Origin of the sequence: Pseudoxanthomonas japonensis, from assembly GCF_010093445.1 — a bacterium.
In the GTDB taxonomy this organism is placed as follows: Bacteria; Pseudomonadota; Gammaproteobacteria; order Xanthomonadales; family Xanthomonadaceae; genus Pseudoxanthomonas_A; species Pseudoxanthomonas_A japonensis.
Genome location: NZ_PDWW01000002.1, coordinates 212,763 through 233,401, shown reverse-complemented (window position 1 = coordinate 233,401; position 20,639 = coordinate 212,763). Strand labels below are relative to the sequence as shown.

21 protein-coding genes are annotated in these 20,639 nt (G+C 67.7%); 4 read left to right on the top strand and 17 right to left on the bottom strand.

What is annotated here, in order from left to right; all coding sequences use genetic code 11:
- Nucleotides 1-70: 70 nt before the first annotated feature.
- From CSC78_RS02980 to CSC78_RS02955, 6 genes are all read right to left on the bottom strand, one after another.
- Complete coding sequence (locus CSC78_RS02980; RefSeq protein WP_162336408.1) at nucleotides 71-1,453, bottom strand: aldehyde dehydrogenase family protein; 1,383 nt, start codon at nucleotides 1,451-1,453, stop codon at nucleotides 71-73.
- A 16-nt stretch (nucleotides 1,454-1,469) separates the two neighbouring features.
- Nucleotides 1,470-3,125, bottom strand: a complete 1,656-nt coding sequence (locus tag CSC78_RS02975) for an acetolactate synthase large subunit (RefSeq protein WP_162336407.1) — start codon at nucleotides 3,123-3,125, stop codon at nucleotides 1,470-1,472.
- 240 nt (nucleotides 3,126-3,365) lie between these two features.
- A complete protein-coding gene (locus CSC78_RS02970) occupies nucleotides 3,366-4,301 on the bottom strand; it encodes an SDR family oxidoreductase (protein WP_162336406.1) in 936 nt (311 codons plus the stop codon).
- Between the two features lie 608 nt (nucleotides 4,302-4,909).
- Nucleotides 4,910-5,530 carry a hypothetical protein gene (locus CSC78_RS02965; RefSeq protein WP_162336487.1) on the bottom strand — a complete coding sequence of 207 codons (621 nt, stop codon included), beginning with the start codon at nucleotides 5,528-5,530 and terminating at the stop codon, nucleotides 4,910-4,912.
- A gap of 266 nt (nucleotides 5,531-5,796) precedes the next feature.
- On the bottom strand, nucleotides 5,797-6,066 hold the full coding sequence (locus tag CSC78_RS02960) for a hypothetical protein (RefSeq protein WP_162336405.1): 270 nt from the start codon (nucleotides 6,064-6,066) through the stop codon (nucleotides 5,797-5,799).
- A gap of 449 nt (nucleotides 6,067-6,515) precedes the next feature.
- A complete protein-coding gene (locus CSC78_RS02955; RefSeq protein WP_162336404.1) occupies nucleotides 6,516-7,409 on the bottom strand; it encodes a LysR family transcriptional regulator in 894 nt (297 codons plus the stop codon).
- A gap of 188 nt (nucleotides 7,410-7,597) precedes the next feature.
- Here CSC78_RS02955 and CSC78_RS02950 point away from each other — a divergent pair, with 188 nt between their 5' ends.
- From CSC78_RS02950 to CSC78_RS02940, 3 genes are all read left to right on the top strand, one after another.
- Nucleotides 7,598-8,251, top strand: coding sequence for a hydrolase (locus CSC78_RS02950; RefSeq protein WP_162336403.1), 654 nt, complete (start codon nucleotides 7,598-7,600; stop codon nucleotides 8,249-8,251).
- Nucleotides 8,252-8,359: 108 nt separating this feature from the next.
- Nucleotides 8,360-9,085, top strand: a complete 726-nt coding sequence (locus CSC78_RS18840; RefSeq protein ID WP_202924106.1) for a nuclear transport factor 2 family protein — start codon at nucleotides 8,360-8,362, stop codon at nucleotides 9,083-9,085.
- 116 nt (nucleotides 9,086-9,201) lie between these two features.
- Nucleotides 9,202-9,897, top strand: coding sequence for an aspartate/glutamate racemase family protein (locus CSC78_RS02940; RefSeq protein ID WP_162336402.1), 696 nt, complete (start codon nucleotides 9,202-9,204; stop codon nucleotides 9,895-9,897).
- Nucleotides 9,898-9,907: 10 nt separating this feature from the next.
- On the opposite strand, the gene CSC78_RS02935 is transcribed toward CSC78_RS02940, so the two are convergent.
- On the bottom strand, nucleotides 9,908-10,300 hold the full coding sequence (locus CSC78_RS02935; protein WP_162336401.1) for a RidA family protein: 393 nt from the start codon (nucleotides 10,298-10,300) through the stop codon (nucleotides 9,908-9,910).
- A gap of 133 nt (nucleotides 10,301-10,433) precedes the next feature.
- Between CSC78_RS02935 and CSC78_RS02930 the strand changes: the two genes are divergently transcribed.
- A complete protein-coding gene (locus CSC78_RS02930; RefSeq protein WP_162336400.1) occupies nucleotides 10,434-11,357 on the top strand; it encodes a LysR family transcriptional regulator in 924 nt (307 codons plus the stop codon).
- A 20-nt stretch (nucleotides 11,358-11,377) separates the two neighbouring features.
- Here the strand turns inward: CSC78_RS02930 and CSC78_RS02925 are convergent, their stop codons facing one another.
- From CSC78_RS02925 to fabD, 10 genes are all read right to left on the bottom strand, one after another.
- Complete coding sequence (locus CSC78_RS02925; protein WP_162336399.1) at nucleotides 11,378-11,698, bottom strand: hypothetical protein; 321 nt, start codon at nucleotides 11,696-11,698, stop codon at nucleotides 11,378-11,380.
- Nucleotides 11,699-12,093: 395 nt separating this feature from the next.
- Entirely contained in the window at nucleotides 12,094-12,447 is a 354-nt protein-coding gene (locus CSC78_RS02920) for a PilZ domain-containing protein (RefSeq protein WP_162336398.1), read from the bottom strand.
- Between the two features lie 19 nt (nucleotides 12,448-12,466).
- A complete protein-coding gene (locus tag CSC78_RS02915) occupies nucleotides 12,467-13,441 on the bottom strand; it encodes a DNA polymerase III subunit delta' (RefSeq protein WP_162336397.1) in 975 nt (324 codons plus the stop codon).
- Nucleotides 13,438-14,100 (bottom strand): dTMP kinase, encoded by a 663-nt coding sequence (tmk, locus tag CSC78_RS02910; protein WP_162336396.1) that lies wholly within the window; start codon nucleotides 14,098-14,100, stop codon nucleotides 13,438-13,440. Before tmk ends, CSC78_RS02915 begins: the two co-directional genes overlap by 4 nt.
- Complete coding sequence (mltG, locus tag CSC78_RS02905; RefSeq protein ID WP_162336395.1) at nucleotides 14,097-15,164, bottom strand: endolytic transglycosylase MltG; 1,068 nt, start codon at nucleotides 15,162-15,164, stop codon at nucleotides 14,097-14,099. Before mltG ends, tmk begins: the two co-directional genes overlap by 4 nt.
- Before the next feature lie 299 nt (nucleotides 15,165-15,463).
- Nucleotides 15,464-16,825: an aminodeoxychorismate synthase component I gene (locus tag CSC78_RS02900; protein WP_162336394.1), complete on the bottom strand. Its 1,362-nt coding sequence runs from the start codon at nucleotides 16,823-16,825 to the stop codon at nucleotides 15,464-15,466.
- Between the two features lie 142 nt (nucleotides 16,826-16,967).
- On the bottom strand, nucleotides 16,968-18,209 hold the full coding sequence (gene fabF, locus CSC78_RS02895) for a beta-ketoacyl-ACP synthase II (protein WP_162336393.1): 1,242 nt from the start codon (nucleotides 18,207-18,209) through the stop codon (nucleotides 16,968-16,970).
- Between the two features lie 115 nt (nucleotides 18,210-18,324).
- Complete coding sequence (acpP, locus tag CSC78_RS02890) at nucleotides 18,325-18,564, bottom strand: acyl carrier protein (RefSeq protein WP_014161144.1); 240 nt, start codon at nucleotides 18,562-18,564, stop codon at nucleotides 18,325-18,327.
- Between the two features lie 141 nt (nucleotides 18,565-18,705).
- On the bottom strand, nucleotides 18,706-19,449 hold the full coding sequence (gene fabG, locus CSC78_RS02885; RefSeq protein ID WP_162336392.1) for a 3-oxoacyl-ACP reductase FabG: 744 nt from the start codon (nucleotides 19,447-19,449) through the stop codon (nucleotides 18,706-18,708).
- 63 nt (nucleotides 19,450-19,512) lie between these two features.
- Nucleotides 19,513-20,457 (bottom strand): ACP S-malonyltransferase, encoded by a 945-nt coding sequence (gene fabD / locus CSC78_RS02880; protein WP_162336391.1) that lies wholly within the window; start codon nucleotides 20,455-20,457, stop codon nucleotides 19,513-19,515.
- Nucleotides 20,458-20,639: the final 182 nt, after the last annotated feature.

The window sequence follows — 20,639 nt, the reverse complement described above, 5'->3', positions numbered from 1 at the left end:
ACCCGCTGCGCCTCACCCATTCTGGGGATCGGTGGCCGGACGCCTTACGAAGCCCGGCCCGCGGGAACCCTCAGCTCCTGCGCATGAGGATCATCTTTTCCTGCGTCATGTCGCGCATGGTGTAGGGAATGCCGCCGGTACCGTAGCCGGATTCCCGGCGTCCCGCGAAGGGCATCCAGTCGGTGCGGAAGGCGGTGGGGTCGTTGATCATCACGGCGGATGCGTCCAGGCGGTCCGCGGCGCGCATGGCCACGCCGATGTCCTGGGCGAAGACGCTCGCCTGGAACGCGGTGGGCAAGGCATTGGCACGGGCGATGGCCTCGTCGAGGTCGTCGTAGCGGTATACCGCGAGCGCCGGACCGAACACCTCCTGCGTCGATATCCGCGCATCGGCCGGCGGATCGAGCAGCACCGTCGGCTGCAGCGTCGTCCCGGAGAGGCGCTTTCCACCGGTCGCGAGCGTCGCACCGCCCTTGACGGCCTCTTCGATCCATTCCGCGACCCGGTCCGCTTCGCGCGGCAGGATCAGCGGCCCCACCTCGGTGTCCTGCAGTGTCGGGTCGCCCGTGCGCAGTGCCTCGACACGTGCGATCAGTTGCCCGGTGAAGTCGTCGGCGATGTCCTGGTGCACGAACACGCGCTGCGTCGACACGCAGACCTGGCCGGCATGGTAGTAGCCGCCTTTGACGATCGGTTCGATGATCCGTCCGAGATCGGCGCTGCGGTCGACGATGGCCGGCGCGACGCCACCGTGCTCCAGCGCGGAACGCGCGCCGTGGGCGAGCTTGGCGTGCAGCGACCAGCCGACCCGGGCGGAGCCGATGAAACTGAGGAAGGCGATGCGCCGGTCTGTCGCCAGTTTCTCCGCGAGTTCGTTGCCGTCGGGCAGGAAGGTCTGGCACCAGGCTTCCGGCAGGCCGGCTTCGTGCAGCAGCGCCACGAACTCCAGGCAGGACAGCGGCGTCGCCGTCGCCGGCTTGATGATGACCGGACAGCCGACCGCCACCGCCGGCGCCACCTGGTGGACGATCAGGTTCAGCGGATGGTTGAACGCCGAGATCGCCGCCACGATGCCGATCGGCTCCTTGGTCGTGAACGCCCAGCGGTTCTCCGCCGCGGCCGACAGGCCCATCGGGATTTCGCGGCCGGCGAAATTGCGCAGTTCGTCGGCCGCATTGTGCACACCATCGATCGCGCGATTGGTTTCGACGATGGCATCGGGCAACGGCTTGCCGCCCTCGCGCGCGATCTGCATCGCGAGATGGTCGCGCCTAGCGTCCATCAGCGCCGCCAGCTTGCGCAGGATCGCCACACGCTGGTGCGGCTTGAGCCAGCCGTCGCGGTGCTTGAACACGCGCTCCGCGGCATGCAGCTTGCGCTCCAGTGCCGCCGCATCGTCCGTGGCGAGCTCCGTGATCGGTGCTCGGTCGAAGGCCTGTACGACCGTCAGCATGGGGACTTCCTCCGTTTCATTTGCAGTCCAGATCGGGCGTGCGGTTGCGCAGCTCATCGACCAGCACGCGCGTGTTCTCGGCATAGTCGATCGGCACGTCGACCAGATGCACGCCGCCACCGGCGAACGCGGCCTCGAGGGTCGGCACCAGGCTCTCCGCCGAGGTCACCCGCGATCCCTTCGCGCCATAGGCCTGGGCATACCGCACGAAATCGGGGTTGCCGAAGCGCATCCCGAAATCCTCGAATCCATCCACCGCCTGCTTCCAGCGGATCATGCCGTAGGCACTGTCGTTGAGGATGACCACGACCAGGTTGAGCCCCAGCCGCACGGCCGTCTCCATCTCCTGCGAATTCATCATGAAGCCGCCGTCGCCGCAGACCGCCATGACGCGCCGCTGCGGGTACAGCATCGCCGCCATCATCGCCGACGGCAGGCCGGCGCCCATCGTGGCCAGGGCGTTGTCGAGCAGCAGCGTGTTGGCGACATGGGTGCGGTAGTTGCGCGCGAACCATATCTTGTACATGCCGTTGTCGAGGCAGACGATGCCGTCATCGGGCATGACCTCGCGCACATCGTGGACGATGCGCTGGGGCGTGAGCGGGAAGCGGTCCTCGTCGGCGCGGTCGTTGAGGCGGGCGAGGATTTTCTGGCGCAGTTCCAGCATGCCCGCATCGCCGGACAACCGGCCTTCGAGCCGTTCGGCCAGCGCCGTGACCGAGGCGCCGATATCGCCGATCACCTCGATGTCCGGGTGGTAGACCTGTTCGACGGTGGCGGACTGGAAGCCGACATGGATGACCTTCGGCCCGCCGGCGTGCTGCATCAGGAAGGGCGGCTTCTCCACGGTGTCATGGCCGATGGCGACGATCAGGTCGGCACGTGCAACCGCTTCGTGCACGTAATCGCCCTCCGACAATGCCGCCGTGCCCATGTAGAGATTGGAGCCGCCGGTGACGGCACCCTTGCCCATCTGCGTGTTGAAGAAGGGCAGTCCGGTGCGCGACACGAAGCCCGACAGGGCATCGGCCAGCCAGGGGCGACTGCCGGCCGCACCGATCATCACCAGTGGCCGCTTGGCCGCGAGCACCGCATGCACGGCCCTGTCGATCGCCGTCTCCGGCGCGATGGCGCGTTCGATCGGATGGATCGGAATGACGGGCGCGTCATCGACCTCCTCGGCGGCGATGTCCTCCGGCAGTTCCAGGTGCACCGGACCCGGCCGCTCGTCCATCGCCACGCGGAACGCATCGCGCACGGTCGCCGGGATCGCCCCGGCGCTGACGATCTGGCGCGTCATCTTGGTCAGCGGCTTCATCGACGCGACGATGTCGACGATCTGGAAACGCGCCTGCCTGGCGCTCATCACCGCCTTCTGGCCGGTGATCAGGATCATCGGCATCGCACCGAGGTGGGCGTAGGCGGCGCCCGTCGAGAAATTCAACGCGCCCGGGCCGAGCGTCGCCAGGCAGACGCCGGGCCTGCCGGTCAGTCGACCATGCGTGGCGGCCATGAAGGCAGCGGCCTGCTCGTGGCGCGTCAGCACCAGTTCGATGCGCGAGGTGCGAAGCGACTCGAGGAAGTCGAGGTTCTCCTCGCCCGGCACGCCGAAGATGCGGTCAACGCCCTCGTTCTCCAGCGCATCGACCAACAGCTGCGATCCCTTACGCATCGTTTCGCTCCTCGCGGAAGAAAGCCATCCGGATGCCGCATCGCCCGCGCAGGTGCAGTGAACCCGCCATCGTTCCGACCACGACGGATCGACTATACCCTCCGATGGCGGCAATCGCCGTTGCGCATCAAGACGTACCGTTCCGGCATTGGACGCAGTGGATCCAGGATCGCTCAAGGATCCTTTTTTCCGACCGCGCCACAGCACGATGGAATGACTGCGGCTCCGCGCCTTCGCGCGCTACGCGCTTTGCGCGTGGCGACTGCCGAATGTCGTGCCCGTCAGGCGCTCGGATTCCTGCCACAGGCGCTCGGCGACACCGGCATCCTCCGCTTGCGTCGGCACCTTCGCCGGAACCGGATGGCCGCGTGTCTCGCTCAACGTGTCGGGACCGTAGTACCCGCCTGCCTGTGCCGTCGGCGCGGTCGCGGCGTACAACGGCGGCAACGCGCCCTGTTCGGCGGGCTGGAACAGGAACCACAGATAGCGCCTGGCCAATGCCTGCGGACTGCGGGGGCCTGCACCGTTGGGCAGCAGGTCCGTGCGCGAGATGCCCGGGTGCGCCGCGATGCTCCGGATGCCCCACCCCGCCTTCGTACTCCGCCGTTGCAACTCGAATGCGAACAGCAGGCACGCCAGCTTCGACTGGCTGTAGGCGGCCATCGGCACGTAACGACGGCGCGACTGCAGGTCGTCGAAGTCGATCGCACCGTTGCGCGCGGCAATGCTGGACAGCGATACCACACGCGCATCACGCCCTTCGCGCAGCAGCGGCAGCAGTCTCGCGGTGAGCGCGAAGTGGCCCAGATGGTTGGTGCCCAGCTGCAACTCGAACCCGTCGGCGGTTTCCTTCCGCTGGGGCGGCGTCATCACCGCCGCATTGTTGACCAGCAGGTCCAGGCTGCCATGCGAGCGCAGCACGGTGTCGGCAAAGGTCTCGATCGAGTCCAGGTTGGCGAGATCGACCGCCCCGAAGCGCACCCGTGCTCGGGGCAGCGACCGGCTTATCTGCTCGACGGCGGCCGCGCCCTTGGCGGCGTTCCGGCCTGCCACGATGACCGTGGCACCGGCTCGCGCCATCGCCATGGCGACATGGAAGCCGATGCCGCCTGTTCCGGTGACAAGCACGGTTCGCCCGAGTTGGGACGGGATGTCGGATGTGGTCCAGCCTGCCATGACGGTTGCCTCGTTGGGGAGAAGGACGGATGCGCGGACCGCCAGCGGTGCCGGACATGCGGCACGGCGCAGGACGCAACCACGCGATCACCGCGATGCAGTGTCGTCTCGCGACTTTAAGAAGCCTTTAAGCCACGCGGCGACGACCCGGAAGCGTTCGGTGGCGGTGCGCGCGGGCATCGGTCGACGCCCGCACCGGGTCGACCCGCGAACCAGGTCCGATCTGCATTGAACGGACTGAGCGCAGCCGCACGCCCACATGCGTAAGCGACCCGCGGAACGTCATGCGCGTTCGACAAGGCAACAGGACGGCGCGCAAACGCACGTTCCGACCCGCAGTCGATCGGTCTGTTCGTCCCTGCTGTTTGGGTATGGCGTCGGCCGGCCCAGCCTGCGCGCGACGCGCCGCCGGGCATCGATGCCCGTCAGGGTGACGTATGCGGCGTGGGCGAGAAAACGGAAGGCGCCCGACGCTCGCGCTGCGTGCGCATCGACGCCGATCAGAACCACGGTGATCGCGAACCGTTCCCGGTCACGACGGAAACGCCACGGAAGTCGCGCGCGCCTGGCGCGGCTGGCGTCGCGTTACAGGCTGGGAGTGACGTCGTTTACCGGCGGGCGGACCGTGCGCGTTTTCCGCTGCCGCCCTTCGTGGCGGCCCGGCTCTGCTCGAACTCCGGGAAAGTCTCCGCCATCGAATCCTTCTCCGGCAGGATGTAGAACACCCCACCCTTTTCCAGCGTCGGACGGACGATCTGCTCGTAGAACCCGGGCTCCACATTGATGCAGCCGTGGGTCACGCGGTTGTCGTCCGGCGAAGGCGATGCCAGGCGTTCGGCGCGCTTTTCGCCCGGCACGGTCGCGGTGGGGTGCATCGAGACCGCGGAATCGTAGTCCACCCACAGCACGCGTCCGGCATCGATCGACGGACCGTAACCGCCGACGTAGCGCCCCGCGGGCGTGGTGCGATCCCGTCCAGGAATTTCGCGAAGCGCGAGCCCGGCGACACCGGGCGCGGTGTGGTCGCCGATCCCCGAACCGAAGAGTCCGGGTGCCGCGCCACGAAGCCGGCCGTCGCCACCGAACACCAGGATCTGCGCGGCGGTCTTGTCCATGATCACGAACGGATAGCCCTGGTTGTCCTTGCTTGCGACAACCCAGCCGGCGAGTTGGATCACCGTGTCGGACACGTCCTGTCCCTGTGGCAGCCGGTCGGCGCCGTTGTCCATTTGCGCACTGGCTTTCTCGGCGCTGGCTTTTTCGCCGTTGGCTTTTTCGTCGGCGACTTTCCCGGCCGTGGCTTTCTCGGCGCTGGACGCGCTGAAGCTGGCGAACGCCAGTGCGAACGCCAGCGCGCCCCCCATGGTCCGGATCGCAGGGTGCAGGTACATGCGGATGGCGAGGCTCCTCGGAACGGGCATCGGATCGGGCAAGGAGACCGGTGGCCGGGCAAGGCCACCGGGTCCGGTGTTCACGCCATGCGGCGCGAACGCGATCAGCCGCGCGGCACGCGGCGCGGCGCGGTTTCAAGCCGCTGCACGCGGCCTTCGATCTGGTCCAGCCGCTGGTTGGCCTGCTGGGCGGACTGGTTGGCGGATTCGGCGCTCTGAGCCGCACCCTGCACCTTCGTGTCGAGCTGGTCGAGGCGCGAGTTGATGCCTGCGAACTCATCGTCGTAAGTGGCGCAAGCGGAGAGGCTCAGGGCGGCGACGAGCGCAACGCCGAGCGTACGCGCCATCGACAGGTGATGTTGGGTCTTGAACATTCGAATCCTCCTTCGGGTGGAGGTCGGAATATAACGGCGTTTCCGACGGAGATTTGGCCCTCATGAACCGCCTTTACCTGAGATTGGCGTACGTGGATGCGGCGTGAAGAAACGCGAATTCATGCGTGTTTCCTGCATCGCAGAGGAGGTGCCGTTCATCGGCCACCAGCCGCCTTGACCGCCATCACGGATGTGAACACGCAGACTTGATTATCGAGTCGTTTTCCATGTGCGGATCCGATGGACGCCGCGCTTTTTCACCTACGGACAGCCACTGCACAGCGACACGGGCGCAGGCGGACGGGCGACATGGTCTCTTTCCGCATCGCCCGACCCTCGCAGCGCTGACACCCATGCCGCACCTGTCGCATGACGGCATGCACGAAGGTTCCGTCTCGCGGAGCATGTCCCGATCCATGCTCATCGCATACTGCGCACGCCCCCGGTGCTCAGCCTGCGACATCCGCCAGATGTGGCGCCTCGTCGAAACACGCGATCAGCAGTTCGGTGAGCACGCGCACCTTCAACGAGGGATGCGGACCCGGCGGGCGGATGACATAGATGCCGGCCGGCGGTGGCGGATAGCGCGTCATCACCGGCACCAGTGCCCCGGACGCGACGTACTCGTCGGTGAGCCCGTCGGGCAGCCAGCCGATGCCGAGGCCCGCGACCGCGGCGGCGATCAACGCGGTGCCGTTGTCGGCCTTGAAGCGACCCCGTGGATGCACGGTGATGACGCGATCGCCATCGAGGAACTGCCAGGCCTCCGTGCCCTGCATCAGCGCTTCGTGATCGGCCAGCTCGTCCGGCGTTTCAGGCGCGCCATGCGTCCGCAGGTAGTCCGGGCTGGCGACCAGCTTGCCATACAGCGGCCCGACGCGTCGCGCGATCAGGTTGGAATCCTGCAGGTATCCCACGCGGATGGCGCAATCGAAGCCCTCGGCGACGATGTCGACGAAACGGTCGCTGTAGGCCGTATGCACGTGCAGCTGCGGATGGCGCCGCGCCATTTCCGCGAACACCGACGCGAAGTGGGTCGGCCCGAACGACAGCGGCGCGGCCACGCGCAGGCGGCCACGCAGGTCGCCGGCAGGCAGGATCGTGTCGCGGGCGGCATCGATCTCGCTGCAGGCCCGCGCGGCATGCTCGCGGAAGATGGCGCCGGCCTCGGTGAGCGCGGCACCGCGGGTGGTGCGCGCCAGCAACTGGGCGCCAAGCGCCTCTTCCAGCCTGGCCAACCGCCGGCTGACGATCGACTTGGAGACGCCCAGCCGGCGCGCGGCGGGCGACACGCCACCGGCGTCGGCGACTTCCACGAAGGTGCGCAGTTCCTCGATATCCACGATGGCGTTCCTGTTGGCGCACTACAGCCTGACACAAACCGCGTCGCCGCGACGTTCCGCTTTGCGCGACACAGATTCGCGCGCGACGGCGCTACCGCGTCGCGGAACAGAATGACAAGGTTCCCGCCGGCGACACGCCGCCACAGCTGTGCGTCTGTCGCCTCTCCACTTCATTACAGGATTTCTCCATGACCTTCCGCAACGGCCTTGCGTCGCTACTCCGACCCGAAGACTCCGTCGTCGTGCTGATCGACCACCAGCCCTACCAGTTGGCCAACCTCAACAGCCACGATCCGCAGGCCGTGGTGAACAATTCCACCGCCCTGGCGAAAGTCGCCAAGGTGTTCAACGTCCCCACCATCCTGACCAGCGTCATCGCCGAGCGCGGTGGCCTGATCTTTCCGCAGATCACCGACGTGTTTCCGGAACAGGACGTGATCGATCGCACCTTCATCAACACCTGGGAAGACCGCAAGGTGGTGGACGTGGTCAAGGCCACGGGCCGCAAGCAGTTGATCATCGCCGGCCTGTGGACCGAGATCTGCGTGGCCATGCCGGTGATCCAGGCGCTGGGCGAAGGCTGGGACGTCACCGTCATCACCGACGCCTGCGGTGCCGTGTCCGTCGAGGCGCACCAGGTGGCGATCCAGCGCATGATCGCGGCCGGCGCGAACATGATGACGTGGGTGGCGCTGGCCGCCGAATGGCAGCGCGACTGGGCGCGCACCGAGCACGCCGCGGAGCTAACCGACGTGTTCAAGCACCATGCCGCGGGCAGCGGCATCGCCTACCTGTGGGAACAGCAGCTGCTCAATACGCCGGTACCCGGCAAGGTCGCCTGATCCCGCCGGGACGACGGGACGACGGGACCGGGCCGACCTGGCGCAGCGCGCACGGCCGTCCCGGATCCGCTCGTCCTCGTTCCATGACGCACCCGAAGGAAGATGACGATGTCGCAGGACGGTTTCCCCGTGGGGATGGAACTGGACGTGGCCTATCCCGATTTCCGGGTCAGCCTGACGCTGCTGTCGCTGACGCAGCTCAGGTTCGAGATCAAGGCCGGCCCATTCGCGCGCGCGGAGGTGGTCGACATCCATGTCGTGCCGCTCGGCAACAGCCTGTTCGCCGTCAGCTGGCAGGAGCAGAGCGGCGCGACGGTGACGAACGTGCAGGACTACGACCGCGGACTGGTCCACTCGCACGCGACGCTGCCGGGTGGGCCGTTCCTGCGGATGACCGGCACGATCACGGTCACGCGGCCTGCGGTGGCGACCAACGATGATCGGCCGCAGCGCAACAAGGCGCTGGTGCTCGACGCGATGACCTCGCTGTTCCAGCGCCGGGATGCATCGGCCGTCGCGCGGCTGTATGCCGCCGACTACATCCAGCACAACCCGGATATCCCGCAGGGCCGCGACGCCTTGCAGTCGCTGGTCGAAACGCTGTCGCCTGACGTGCACTACGAACCCGGCATGATGATCGCCGAGGGCGACCGCGTCGCCATCCATGGGCGCATCCGCGGCTGGGGCGATGCGCCGCAGGTGGTAGTGGACATCTTCCGCATCGAAGACGGCCGATTGGCCGAACACTGGGACGTACTGCAGGACGAAGTGCCGGCGACCACTATCGGCGGCGTGTCGATGTTCGATCCCGCCGAGGCTGCGCCCAGGGCCTAGCGGCGCAGACCGGCCAGTCTTCCACCCGGACCACCCGCACCGCTCGAACGTCTCGACCCTCGCCTGCACCGCACGCCGCATAATCGCTGCCTGCACGCACAGGTGGCGGGACACGCATGAAGACGATCGGACTGATCGGCGGGATGAGCTGGGAATCGACGGTGCCGTACTACCGCCAGATCAACGAAGGCATCAAGGCGCGGTTGGGCGGATTGCATTCGGCGAAGGTGGTGCTGTACAGCGTCGACTTCCACGAGATCGAACAGTTGCAGCGCGACGGCGACTGGGACGCCGCGGGCGAACGGCTGGCCGATGCCGCGCGCCGCCTGCAGGGGGCCGGTGCCGACCTGCTGGTGCTGTGCACCAACACCATGCACAAGGTGGCGCCGCAGATCGAAGCGGCCGTGCCGATCCCGCTGCTGCACATCGCCGATGCCACCGCCGCGGCCATCCTGGCGGCCGGCCATCGCACCGTCGGGCTGCTCGGTACCCGTTTCACCATGGAGCAGGACTTCTACCGGCAGCGCCTGCAGGAACGGCATGGCCTCAAGATCATCGTACCGTCCGCGGACGACCGCTGCGTCGTTCATGACGTGATCTACGACGAGCTGTGCCGTGGCGTGATCCGCGATGCCTCGCGCGACCACTATCGCCGCATCATGGACGACCTGGTCGCGCGCGGCGCGGAGGCCATCATCCTGGGCTGCACCGAGATCGGCCTGCTGGTGGCGGCGCAGGATGCGCGCGTCCTGTTGTTCGACACCACGGCCCTGCATGCCGGTGCGGCCGTGGAAGCCGCACTGGCGGAGTGACGCGGCAGGATCAACCGGGGATGCGGGCAATGACCTTGATCTCGAAATCGAACCCGGCCAGCCAGTTCACGCCGATCGCGGTCCAGGTCGGATAGGGCGCTTCAGGAAAGACCTCGTTCTTGACGGCCAGCACGGTGTCGAACTGGCGCTCCGGATCGGTGTGGAAGGTGGTCACGTCGACGATGTCGTCCAGCCTGGCGCCGGCGGCATGCAGGATCGCCTGCAGGTTGCTGAAGGCCAGCCGCACCTGCTGTTCGAAGTCCGGCTCCGGCGAGCCATCCTCGCGGCTACCCACCGTCCCGGACACGAACAGGAAGCCATCCGAGCGCACGGCGGCCGAGTAGCGGTGATGGTCATAGAGGGCCTGGCGGCCAGCGGGAAAAACGACGTCACGCGTGCTCATGGGGAATCTCCTGCGGGCCGGCGGCCCGTTGCATGGAGGGCACTCTAGAGAGCGGCGCCGGGCGGATAAACACGCCGATCGCGGGATCACTGTTTGTAGAATCCGGACAATTCCCTTTCCTCCAGGAGTCCGCATGGACCGCATCGATGCGATGCAGGCCTTCGTCCGCGTGGTGGAAACCGGCAGCTTCACCAGGGCGGCCGACACGCTGCAGGCCAGCCGGACGCGGGTAACGCAGTTGGTGCAGCAACTCGAAACGCATCTGCGGGTGAAGCTGCTACACCGCACCACGCGCAAGGTGAACCCCACCGCCGACGGCGCCGCGTACTACGAGCGCGTCGTCCGCCTGCTGGCCGACCTGGACGATGTCGAGACCAGCCTGTCGACCGCGTCCGAGGCGCCACGCGGCCGGTTGCGCGTGGATGTGCCCGCCCCGTTCGCCCTGCACATCCTGGTCCCCGCCCTGCCCGCATTCCACGCGCGTTATCCGGACATCCGGCTCGACCTAGGCGCCAGCGACCGCAAGGTCGACCTGATCGACGAGCACGTGGACTGCGTGGTGCGCGGCGGCGAACTCACCGACGCGTCCTTGCGCGCGCGGCACGTCGGCGACCTGTTGCTCGGCGTGTACGCCTCGCCCGCCTATCTGGCGCGCGCCGGTACGCCCGCGCATCCGTCGGCACTGGAGGAGCCCGCGCACCGCGTCGTGGGATATCGCAGTTCGCGCACCGGCAGCCCCTTGATGACACCGATGCGTCGCGACGATGAGGAACTGCGCGTACAGGGCCGTCTTGCGCTGTCGGTGGACGACGGCAATGCCTACCTGGCCGCCGGCATCGCCGGCCTGGGCGTGCTGTGGCTGCCCCAGTACATGGCGCGCATGCCGGTAGCGCGCGGCGAACTGGTGCCGCTGTTCGAGGAGTGGCACCTGGAACCGATGCCGATGTACGTCGCGTTCCCGCCCAGCCGCCATGTCAGCCGCAAGCTGCGGGTGTTCATCGACTGGATCGTCGAACTGATGACGCAGCATGCACCGGCCATCCGGCCAGCGCGCTAGCCGGAACGGCGTCGCCGCGCTCAGGCACCAACGACGTACCAGGCGATCGGGCCTGCGACAAGGCCGAGGAGGCCTGCAAACACCACGTGCAACTTCGCACAGAGGCCTCCGAGCACGCCTGGCACGACGGCGACGATGGGCGCGCGAAGCAGCAGGCCCGCCCATCGCCGGGCGTTGGTGATGTCGTTGCCGTGGTAGTAGCCTTCAATCACGGTATCGACGACGATGATCGATACCGTCGCGGCGGCAAACGCGATGAAGAACGCGCGCAGATAGATCCAGTGATCGATCCGCAAACCCGGCTCGCCTGGCCCGGGCGGGGCGTAGGGGTTGTCGCTCATGCCGGAGGTCCGATCGTTCGCGCACGGACCGTCGCGCTCGTACGGAATCGATGCCGATGGTCTGCCGCAGCCCTCACAGGCGCTTCTGGACCGCCTCGGAGCAGGGGCCGTCCTCGATGGCGTGCAGCAAGATCGTGCGCGGGTCGTTCCGGGTCTCTGCGCGCAGAGGCAGCGTGGCCTCCAGGTCCGCCCTCGTCGCGCATGCCGAGCGCCGCGTTGGTCAAGTCGAATTCGTACTGGCAGGGGCTCATGTCGATGTCCTTCGACAGCGCGACCGTCGTCGGGAGCAGCAGGCACAGCAGGCCAGGCCTGATTCCGTGCATCGACTCCTCCCTCGGGAACGCCCGCCTGGCGCACGTGTCGGACACAACGGCCCGATCGGGGGCCGTGGGCGCTTACATCGTGTGCGTCGGCTTCTCGCCGTTGAGGCTGCCGGCCAGCATCGTCTCGATGCGGTTCTTGATGGCTTCGCCCTCGCCGTTCTCGGCGAACTGCACGCCGATGCCGGCCACGCGGTTGCCCTGCGCGCCGACCGGCGTCACCCACACGACCTTGCCGGCCACCGGCAGGCGGTCGCTGGATTCGGGCAGGGTGAGCAGCAGGAAGACCTCGTCGCCTAGGAAGTAGCGCTTGGGCGTGGGTACGAAGATGCCGCCGCCCTTCACGAACGGCATGTAGGCGTTGTACAGCGCGGCCTTGTCCTTCACTGCCAGCGACAGGATGCCCTGCCGTCCACCTGCTGCATTCATCGACGTCTCCGTGTTTCGGTCAGCGTCGCGCCCCGACAGCGCGTCCGCGATCGCCGCCGGCCCAGGCCAGCAGCAGTTCCACCATGGCCAGGTCGCCGCGCACCGTGGTCCGCAAAAGATCGCGGGTGCGGTTGGCGGCGTCGAACCAGGCGGCCAGCTTGTTCAATCGGGCCGGATCGGTCAAGCCGACGGTCCCCGCCTGCGCCAGCGCCAGGTCGGCCGCATGCCGCAGCCGCGCGTCGGCCAGCTCGTCGTTGGCCCAGCGCTGTGCGGTCTCGACCACGCCGATCTCGCCTTTCTCCAGCCGCTGCATATCGCGTGCCACCGCCTCGCGCAGCGCCAACCCGTCGTTGCGCAGCCAGTCGTCGGCCAGGCCCGGATGGCCGCGCGCGGCGTCCAGCGCGCGTACCGCATCGGCAGGCGCATGGCCTTGTGCCTGCAGCCAGGCAAGGGCTTCGTCGCGTGGCGGCAGGCGGAACTCGATGCGCTGGCAGCGGCTGCGGATGGTGGCGGGCAGGCGCGCCGGCTGCGCGCTGACCAGCCACAGGTAACGGTTCGGCGCAGGCTCTTCCAGCGTCTTCAGCAGCGCGTTGCAGGCCGAGCGGTTGATTGCGTCGGCGGGATCGATCAGGGCCACCTGCGCGCCACCGTACTGCGGGGTGAGTGCCAGCTTCTGGGACACCTCGCGGATCTGGTCGATGACGATCTCGGTGCGCAGTTTGCTGCCATCCTTGGTGGCGACGAACGAGATGACCTGCAGGTCCGGATGCGTGCCGGCGTCGATCAGGTGCCCGCTGCGGTCATCGGGTGCCGGTTCACCCTGCGCATCGCGCTGCTGCGCCAGCACGCGGCGCGCCAGCCGGTCGAGCACGGCACGCTTGCCGAGGCCGGCGGGGCCGCAGACCAGCAGGCCGTGGCCGAGGCGGCCAGACGCCAGCGCCGCGACAGCATGGTCGTAGGCGCGCTGCTGCCAGGGCGAGAACGTCGTGCTCATGCCAGGTCGCTGTCGGTCAGCGTGCGCAGGTAGGCGCCGATGGCGGTATCGACCGCGGCGCCGACACCGGCGGGCGGCTGAGACGCATCGATCACGCGGAAGCGCTGCGGTTCGGCGGCGGCGCGCGCACGAAAACCGGCACGTACGCGTTCGAAGAAATCGTCCTGTTCGCTCTCGATGCGGTCCGGCCACAGGTCGCGGCCGGCGGTACGCGCGCGTCCCTCGCGCACGTCGAGGTCAAGCAGCAGCGTCAGGCCCGGTTTCAGGCCGACCGCACGACGTTCCAGTGCGGCGATCCATTCGGGATCCAGCCCACGGCCAGCGCCCTGGTAGGCGTAACTGGAATCGGTGAAGCGGTCGCTGATGACGAACGATCCGCGTCGCAGCGCCGGGCGCACGACTTCACGCACGTGCTGCGCGCGCGAGGCGAACATCAGCAGCAGTTCGGTCTCGGCGGCGAGCGGTTCGTCCTGCGCGCCGAGCAGCAGTTCGCGGATGCGCTCGGCCAGCGGCGTGCCGCCGGGCTCGCGCGTCAGCACCACGTCGTGGCCGGCGGCCTGCAGGCGATCGCGGATGGCCGCGATGGCGCTGGTCTTGCCGGCGCCCTCGCCGCCTTCCAGCGTGATCAGCCGCGGCTGCGACAGCAGGGCCTCGCTCATGGCGCCTCCGCCTTGCGCAGCGTTTCCCGTCGCGTGACCAGATAGCGCGCGACGGCCGCGTTGTGCTCGGCGAGCGTGGCCGAGAAGATGTGGCGCCCGCTGCCATCGCCGACGGCGACGAAGAACAGCGTATTGCCGTCGGCCGGATTCACCGCCGCCTTCAGTGCATCGGCACCGGGCATGGCGATGGGCGTCGGCGTGAGGCCCTTTCGCGTGTACGTGTTGTACGGCGTGTCGGTCAGCAGGTCGCGCTTGCGGATGTTGCCGTCGTAGCTGCTGCCGATGCCGTAGATGACCGTGGGATCGGTCTGCAGCGGCATGCCGAGCTTCAGCCGGCGCGCGAACACGCCGGCGATGGCCGGACGCTCCTCGGCGATGCCGGTTTCCTTTTCGATGATGGACGCCAGGATCAGCGCCTCTTCCGCCGACTGCAGCGGCACATCCTGCGCACGCGCCTGCCAGACGCCCTCGAGCGTCTTCTCCATCGCCGCATAGGCGCGCTTGAGTACGTCGAGGTCGGATTCGCTGCGCGTGTAGACGTAGGTCTCCGGCAGGAAGCGGCCTTCCGGATGCTGCCCCTCGTGGCCCAGCGCCGCCATCAGTTCGGCATCGCTCATGTCCGCGGTCTTCTGCTGCAGCGGCGTGGCGTTGCGCAGCGCAGCGCGCAGCTGGCGGATGTTCCAGCCCTCGACGATGGTGACACGGTACTGCAGCGTGCGGCCTTCGCGCATGCGCTTGAGCAGTTCGCGCGGCGTCAGGGCGGGATCCAGCGCGTATTCGCCGACCTTGAGCTGGCTGGCGGTATTCGTCTCGCGTGCGAGCAGTCGCCACTGCAGGTCGGTACCCGAGGACACCCCTTCCGCCCGCAGTTTGCGCAACACCGTCGGGAACGCATCGCCCGACGCGACCTCGACCGTCGCATCAGCCGCCACGCCGCCGATGGGCGCGTCCGCGAAGCCGCGATGGCCCTGCCACAGCCACAGCCCGGCGGCGACCGCCACGGCCAGCAGCAGGACGAAGGTGATGACGATGAAGCGGCAACCGCGCTTGAGTGCTGACGCCACGCAATCCTCGGGGTGTGAAGCAGGCCGTGCAGGATACCCGGTCGCCGTCTCAGGCGGTGGGCGGGCCTTGTCCAGCCGCGGTGAAGCACCCCTTCTCCCCACGCATGGGAGAAGGTAGACGGGGGGAGGATGAGGGCAGATGGAGCAGCAGCCAGCACATCCCTGGTCGGCTTTTCGAGCGAGTCGCGATGGATGGCGGCGTCAGCAGGGCTGCGGCATTCAAGCATCCTGCCTTCGTCGCCCCTCATCCGCCCTTCGGGCACCTTCTCCCCGCTGACGCAGGGAGAAGGCCATAGCGATCAGCCTTCCAGCGCCCGCAGCACGCCGCGGGCCTTGGCACGGGTTTCGTCCAGTTCTTTGTCTGGAATGGAGTCGGCCACGATGCCGGCGCCAGTGCGGAAACGCGCCACGCTGCCGTCGCCATCGGCCACGACCTCGGCGCTGCGGATCAGGATGTTCAGGTCCAGATCGCCGTCACGGTTCAGCCAGCCGAAAGCGCCGGTATACGCCCCACGCGGGACCTGCTCCAGCTCGGCGATGATCTGCATGCAGCGCACCTTGGGGCAGCCGGTGATGGTGCCGCCGGGGAAGGTCGCGCGGATGACGTCGCCCGGCGTCGCATCGTCGCGCAGGTGCCCGCGCACGTTGCTGACGATATGGTGCACGTGCGCGTAGCTCTCCACCGTCATCAGTTCGTCGACCTGCACGCTGCCGGGCGTGCACACGCGCCCCAGATCATTGCGTTCCAGGTCGATAAGCATGACGTGCTCGGCACGTTCCTTCGGATGGCCGACCAGTTCACGGATGCGGGCGGCGTCATCGTCGCCCTCGAAGCGTGGACGCGTGCCGGCGATCGGGCGGGTTTCCACCACGTCCCCGCGTATCGAGACCAGACGCTCGGGCGACGAGCTGACCACCGTCCACGCCGGTGTGGCGAAGAGACCTGCGAACGGCGCGGGATTGGCGGTGCGCAGCCGCGCATACAACGCGGCGGGATCGAGCGGCGACTCGAAGCGCGCCTGCCAGGCACGCGACAGGTTCACCTGGAAGATGTCGCCTGCGCGCAGGTAGTCGAGGATGCGATCGGCGCCGTTGGTGAAGCGCTGGGGCTCGTCTTCATCGATACGCGACGGCGGCTGCCACGCAGGCAGCGGCGGCATCTGGCCTATGCGCGCGACGTCGGCGGCGGTCCGCTCGATCAGATCGCCCTGCCCGGCTTCCGCCACGATCACGCAATCGCCGGTACTGCGGTCGCGCAGCACCGCAGCAGGACAACGCAGTGCGAGCGCCACGGGTTGTGTCGCCGGCCCGTGGGGCAGACGCAGGACCGGCTCCACCTGTTGCGCCAGTTCGTAGGCCAACAACAATGCCCAGCCACCACGGAACGGCCAGCGCGGCTCTTCGCGTAGCGTGCGCTGCGCCCGCCAGTGGCGGTCGAGCACGGCCAGGAAATCGCCGGCCTCCACATGTCCCCGCATATCACGGGTGATGCCATCGGTATCCAGGCGCAGACCGGTGCCGTCGGCGACCAGCAGGAAATCCCAGCGTCCCTGCGCGGTGCCGGAGGCCACCGATTCCAGCAGCACCGGATAGCGCTGCGGATCGAGACGATGCAGGGCCAGCAGGTCGGTGTCGGCGGGAAGGGCGCGGGTTTCGATCATGCTGTTCCTGGCCCCTCTCCCGCCGGGAGAGGGGTTGGGGTGAGGGTGCGGAGAAGACGCGATGGTTCAGGGGACGATGATTTCGCCGCACCCTCATCCGGCGCTACGCGCCACCTTCTCCCGAAGGGAGAAGGATGCATCGTCAGATCCGCTTGAACACCAGCGTGCCGTTGGTGCCGCCGAAGCCGAACCCGTTCGACACCGCGACGTCGATCTTCTTCTCGCGCGCGATGTTCGGCACGTAGTCGAGATCGCAGCCTTCGCCCGGCTCATCCAGGTTGATGGTCGGCGGGATGATGCCGTGGTGGATGGCCAGCACGGAGAAGATCGCTTCCGCGCCACCGGCCGCGCCCAGCAGGTGGCCGGTCATCGACTTGGTGGAACTGACCATGATCCTGTACGCGTGGTCGCCCAGCGCGCGCTTCATGGCCAGCGTCTCGGCCAGGTCGCCCAGCGGCGTGGAGGTGCCGTGCGCGTTGAGGTATTCCACCTGGTCCGCATTGAGGCCAGCGTCCTTCAGCGCCGACCGCATGCAGCGCGCCGGACCCTCGCCGTTCTCGCTGGGCGCGGTCATGTGGAACGCGTCCTGCGATGCGCCGAAACCGGCCAGTTCGCAGTAGATGCGCGCGCCACGCGCCTTGGCGTGTTCGTACTCCTCCAGCACCAGGATGCCGGCGCCGTCGCCCAGCACGAAACCGTCGCGGTCCTTGTCCCACGGGCGCGAGGCGCGCGTCGGATCGTCGTTGCGGGTGGACATGGCCTTCATCGCGCAGAAGCCGCCCACCGAGGTCGGCGACGAGCCGCGCTCGGCGCCGCCGGCGATCATCACGTCGGCGTCGCCGTACTGGATGGTGCGCATGGCGATGCCGATGGAATGGTTCGACGTGGCGCAGGCCGACACCGCCGAGTAACCAGGACCCTTGAGCCCCTTCATGATGCTCAGATGGCCCGGCAGCATGTTGATGATGGTGCTGGGGATGTAGAACGGGGAAATCTTGCGCGGACCGCCTTCGTGCAGCTTCACCGCGGTTTCCTCGATGCCGAGGATGCCGCCGATGCCGGCGCCGATGATCGCGCCGATGCGCTCGGCATTGGCCTCGGTCACTTCCAGGCCGGCGTCGTCCATCGCCATCAGCGACGCGGCGAGGCCGTAGTGGATGAACGAATCCATCTTCTTCACGTCCTTCGGCGACACGAAGGCCGTGGGATCGAACCCGCGGATCTCGCCCGCGATCTTCGTGCTGTAGCCCTCGGTATCGAAGGTGGTGATCGGGCCCAGGCCCGAACGCCCGTTGACGATGCCGTCCCAGCTGCTGGCCATGTCATTGCCCAGGGGGGACACCAGGCCCATGCCGGTGACGACGACGCGACGACGCTGGCTCATATCGGATTCCTCTTGGATCTTGACGGCCGTGTCCCGCAATACGCGGGCGGATGGGGGCCGGATACGCGCGGGGCCGCATGCGCGGCCCCGACACGGTTTGCTGCAACTGCCGGACTTACGCCTTGACGTGCGCCTTGACGTAGTCGATGGCCTGCTGCACCGAAGTGATCTTCTCGGCTTCCTCGTCCGGAATTTCGCACTCGAACTCTTCTTCAAGCGCCATCACCAGTTCAACGGTGTCCAGCGAGTCGGCGCCCAGGTCATCGACGAACGATGCGCTGGTGGTGACTTCTTCTTCCTTAACGCCGAGTTGTTCGACGACGATTTTCTTGACGCGTTCTTCGATGCTGCTCATGGATTCGCTCCAGACGGAGATGGGTGACTTGTTGGATTCTGCCGACGCGGGGGAAGGCAAACCGGGGATAGTGTAGTGGAAACCGGCGGCGGCGGGCAGGTATCGCCAAACGCCACCGAATCAACCACTTACAGCTAATTCTTATGGCATGTACATGCCGCCGTTGACATGCAGGGTCTCGCCGGTGATGTAGCCGGCGGCCGGACCCGCGAGGAAGGCGACCGCGTTGGCGATGTCGGCGGGTTCGCCCAAGCGGCCCAGTGCGATCTGTTCGCCTAGCGCCTTCTTGGTATCTTCCGGCAGGTCCTTGGTCATGTCGGTGGCAATGAAACCGGGGGCGACCACATTGACGGTGACGCCGCGACTGCCGATCTCCTTCGCCAGCGACTTCGAGAACGCGATGATGCCGGCCTTGGCGGCGGCGTAGTTCGCCTGCCCCGCGTTGCCGGTCACGCCGATCACCGAGGCGATGTTGATGATGCGGCCCTTGCGCGCTTTCATCATGCCGCGCATCACCGCCTTCGACGTGCGGTAGACGCTGGTGAGGTTGGTGTCGAGGATGGCCTGCCAGTCCTCGTCCTTCATGCGCATCAGCAGGTTGTCGCGGGTGATGCCGGCGTTGTTGACCAGGATGGAGATACCACCGAATTCCTTGGTGACGGCATCGATCAGGGCATCGACCGCACCGGCGTCGGTGACGTTCAGTTCACGGCCATGGCCACCTGCCGCCGCCATGCGCTCGCCGATGGCCTGCGCACCGGAGGCCGTGGTCGCCGTGCCGATGACCGTCGCGCCCTGCGCGGCCAGTTCGTCGGCGATGGCCGCGCCGATGCCGCGGCTCGCGCCGGTGACCAGTGCGATTTCACCCTGCAGGGGCTTGCTCATGATGATGTCCTCGGAATGTTCCGCGCGCGGCGGATCAGGATAAGGGAACGGACGCGACGTGCGTCAGGACTGCCAGTCCGCGAGCGCGCCCTGGAAGTCGCCGACGCCGCCGATGGCGCGCGCATCCAGGCCCTTATCGATGCGCTTCACCAGACCGGCCAGCACCTTGCCAGGCCCGCACTCGGCAATGCGCGCGGCGCCGTTCGACGCCAGCAGCTGCACGCACTCGGTCCAGCGCACCGGCAGGTACAGCTGGCGCACCAGCGCATCGCGGATCGCATCGATACCGGCGTGCACGTTCGCATCGACGTTCTGGACGACCGGCAGCGACGGCGCCTGCCAGTGCAGACCCGCCATCACTTCGGCGAGGCGATTGGCGGCTTCGCGCATCAGCGGCGTATGCGACGGCACGCTGACCGCCAGCTTCACGACCTTGCGGATGCCACGCTCGGTGAGCAGCGCGATCGCGCGGTCCACCGCTTCGGCGTCGCCGCCGATCACGATCTGGCCCGGCGAGTTGTAGTTGGCCGGCACGACGATCCGGCTGTCGGACGCCTGCGTGCAGACCTCCGCCACCATCTCGTCTTCGGCGCCGAGCACCGCCGCCATCGCGCCGACGCCCGCCGGCGCCGCGTCCTGCATCAACTGGCCACGCAGGCGTACGAGATGCGCGCCATCCTTCAGCGACAACGCACCGGCGGCGACCAGCGCGGTGTACTCGCCCAGGCTATGGCCGGCCAGCTGCGACGGCTGCGCCCCGCCCTGCTGCTGCCACGCGCGCCACACCGCGATGCCGGCCGCGAGCAGCGCCGGCTGCGTGTATTCGGTGCGGTTGAGCATTTCGTCGGGGCCGCCCTGCGACAGCGCCCACAGGTCGACGCCAGCGCCGTCGGAGGCTTCGGCGAACGTCTCGCGCACGACCGGATACAGTTCGGACAGCTCGGCCAGCATGCCGACCGACTGCGAGCCCTGTCCCGGGAAGACGAAAGCGAGTTTCGTGGAAGTCACTGCGACACCCTGCGTGAAATCAGGCGGCGATGATACGGGCGAACGCGTTGGATTGTCTGTACCGGGGCGTATGCGCATGCGACGCGCTGTCGCATGCGCGCTGCGCCTGTGCGACATCGAACGTGCGCGACGTTGTGGACCATCGAGACGATCGATGCCCGACATGAAAAAGGCGATGCTCT

Coding starts and splice junctions, on each gene's coding strand:
- CSC78_RS02975 (WP_162336407.1), bottom strand. CDS start 3,125: ATGCGTAAGGGATCGCAGCTGTTGGTCGATGCGCTGGAGAACGAGGGC.
- CSC78_RS02940 (WP_162336402.1), top strand. CDS start 9,202: ATGAAGACGATCGGACTGATCGGCGGGATGAGCTGGGAATCGACGGTG.
- CSC78_RS02965 (WP_162336487.1), bottom strand. CDS start 5,530: ATGGACAACGGCGCCGACCGGCTGCCACAGGGACAGGACGTGTCCGAC.
- CSC78_RS18840 (WP_202924106.1), top strand. CDS start 8,360: ATGTCGCAGGACGGTTTCCCCGTGGGGATGGAACTGGACGTGGCCTAT.
- CSC78_RS02950 (WP_162336403.1), top strand. CDS start 7,598: ATGACCTTCCGCAACGGCCTTGCGTCGCTACTCCGACCCGAAGACTCC.
- CSC78_RS02970 (WP_162336406.1), bottom strand. CDS start 4,301: ATGGCAGGCTGGACCACATCCGACATCCCGTCCCAACTCGGGCGAACC.
- CSC78_RS02925 (WP_162336399.1), bottom strand. CDS start 11,698: ATGAGCGACAACCCCTACGCCCCGCCCGGGCCAGGCGAGCCGGGTTTG.
- fabG (WP_162336392.1), bottom strand. CDS start 19,449: ATGAGCAAGCCCCTGCAGGGTGAAATCGCACTGGTCACCGGCGCGAGC.
- CSC78_RS02920 (WP_162336398.1), bottom strand. CDS start 12,447: ATGAATGCAGCAGGTGGACGGCAGGGCATCCTGTCGCTGGCAGTGAAG.
- CSC78_RS02900 (WP_162336394.1), bottom strand. CDS start 16,825: ATGATCGAAACCCGCGCCCTTCCCGCCGACACCGACCTGCTGGCCCTG.
- CSC78_RS02960 (WP_162336405.1), bottom strand. CDS start 6,066: ATGTTCAAGACCCAACATCACCTGTCGATGGCGCGTACGCTCGGCGTT.
- CSC78_RS02915 (WP_162336397.1), bottom strand. CDS start 13,441: ATGAGCACGACGTTCTCGCCCTGGCAGCAGCGCGCCTACGACCATGCT.
- tmk (WP_162336396.1), bottom strand. CDS start 14,100: ATGAGCGAGGCCCTGCTGTCGCAGCCGCGGCTGATCACGCTGGAAGGC.
- CSC78_RS02980 (WP_162336408.1), bottom strand. CDS start 1,453: ATGCTGACGGTCGTACAGGCCTTCGACCGAGCACCGATCACGGAGCTC.
- fabF (WP_162336393.1), bottom strand. CDS start 18,209: ATGAGCCAGCGTCGTCGCGTCGTCGTCACCGGCATGGGCCTGGTGTCC.
- acpP (WP_014161144.1), bottom strand. CDS start 18,564: ATGAGCAGCATCGAAGAACGCGTCAAGAAAATCGTCGTCGAACAACTC.
- CSC78_RS02930 (WP_162336400.1), top strand. CDS start 10,434: ATGGACCGCATCGATGCGATGCAGGCCTTCGTCCGCGTGGTGGAAACC.
- CSC78_RS02935 (WP_162336401.1), bottom strand. CDS start 10,300: ATGAGCACGCGTGACGTCGTTTTTCCCGCTGGCCGCCAGGCCCTCTAT.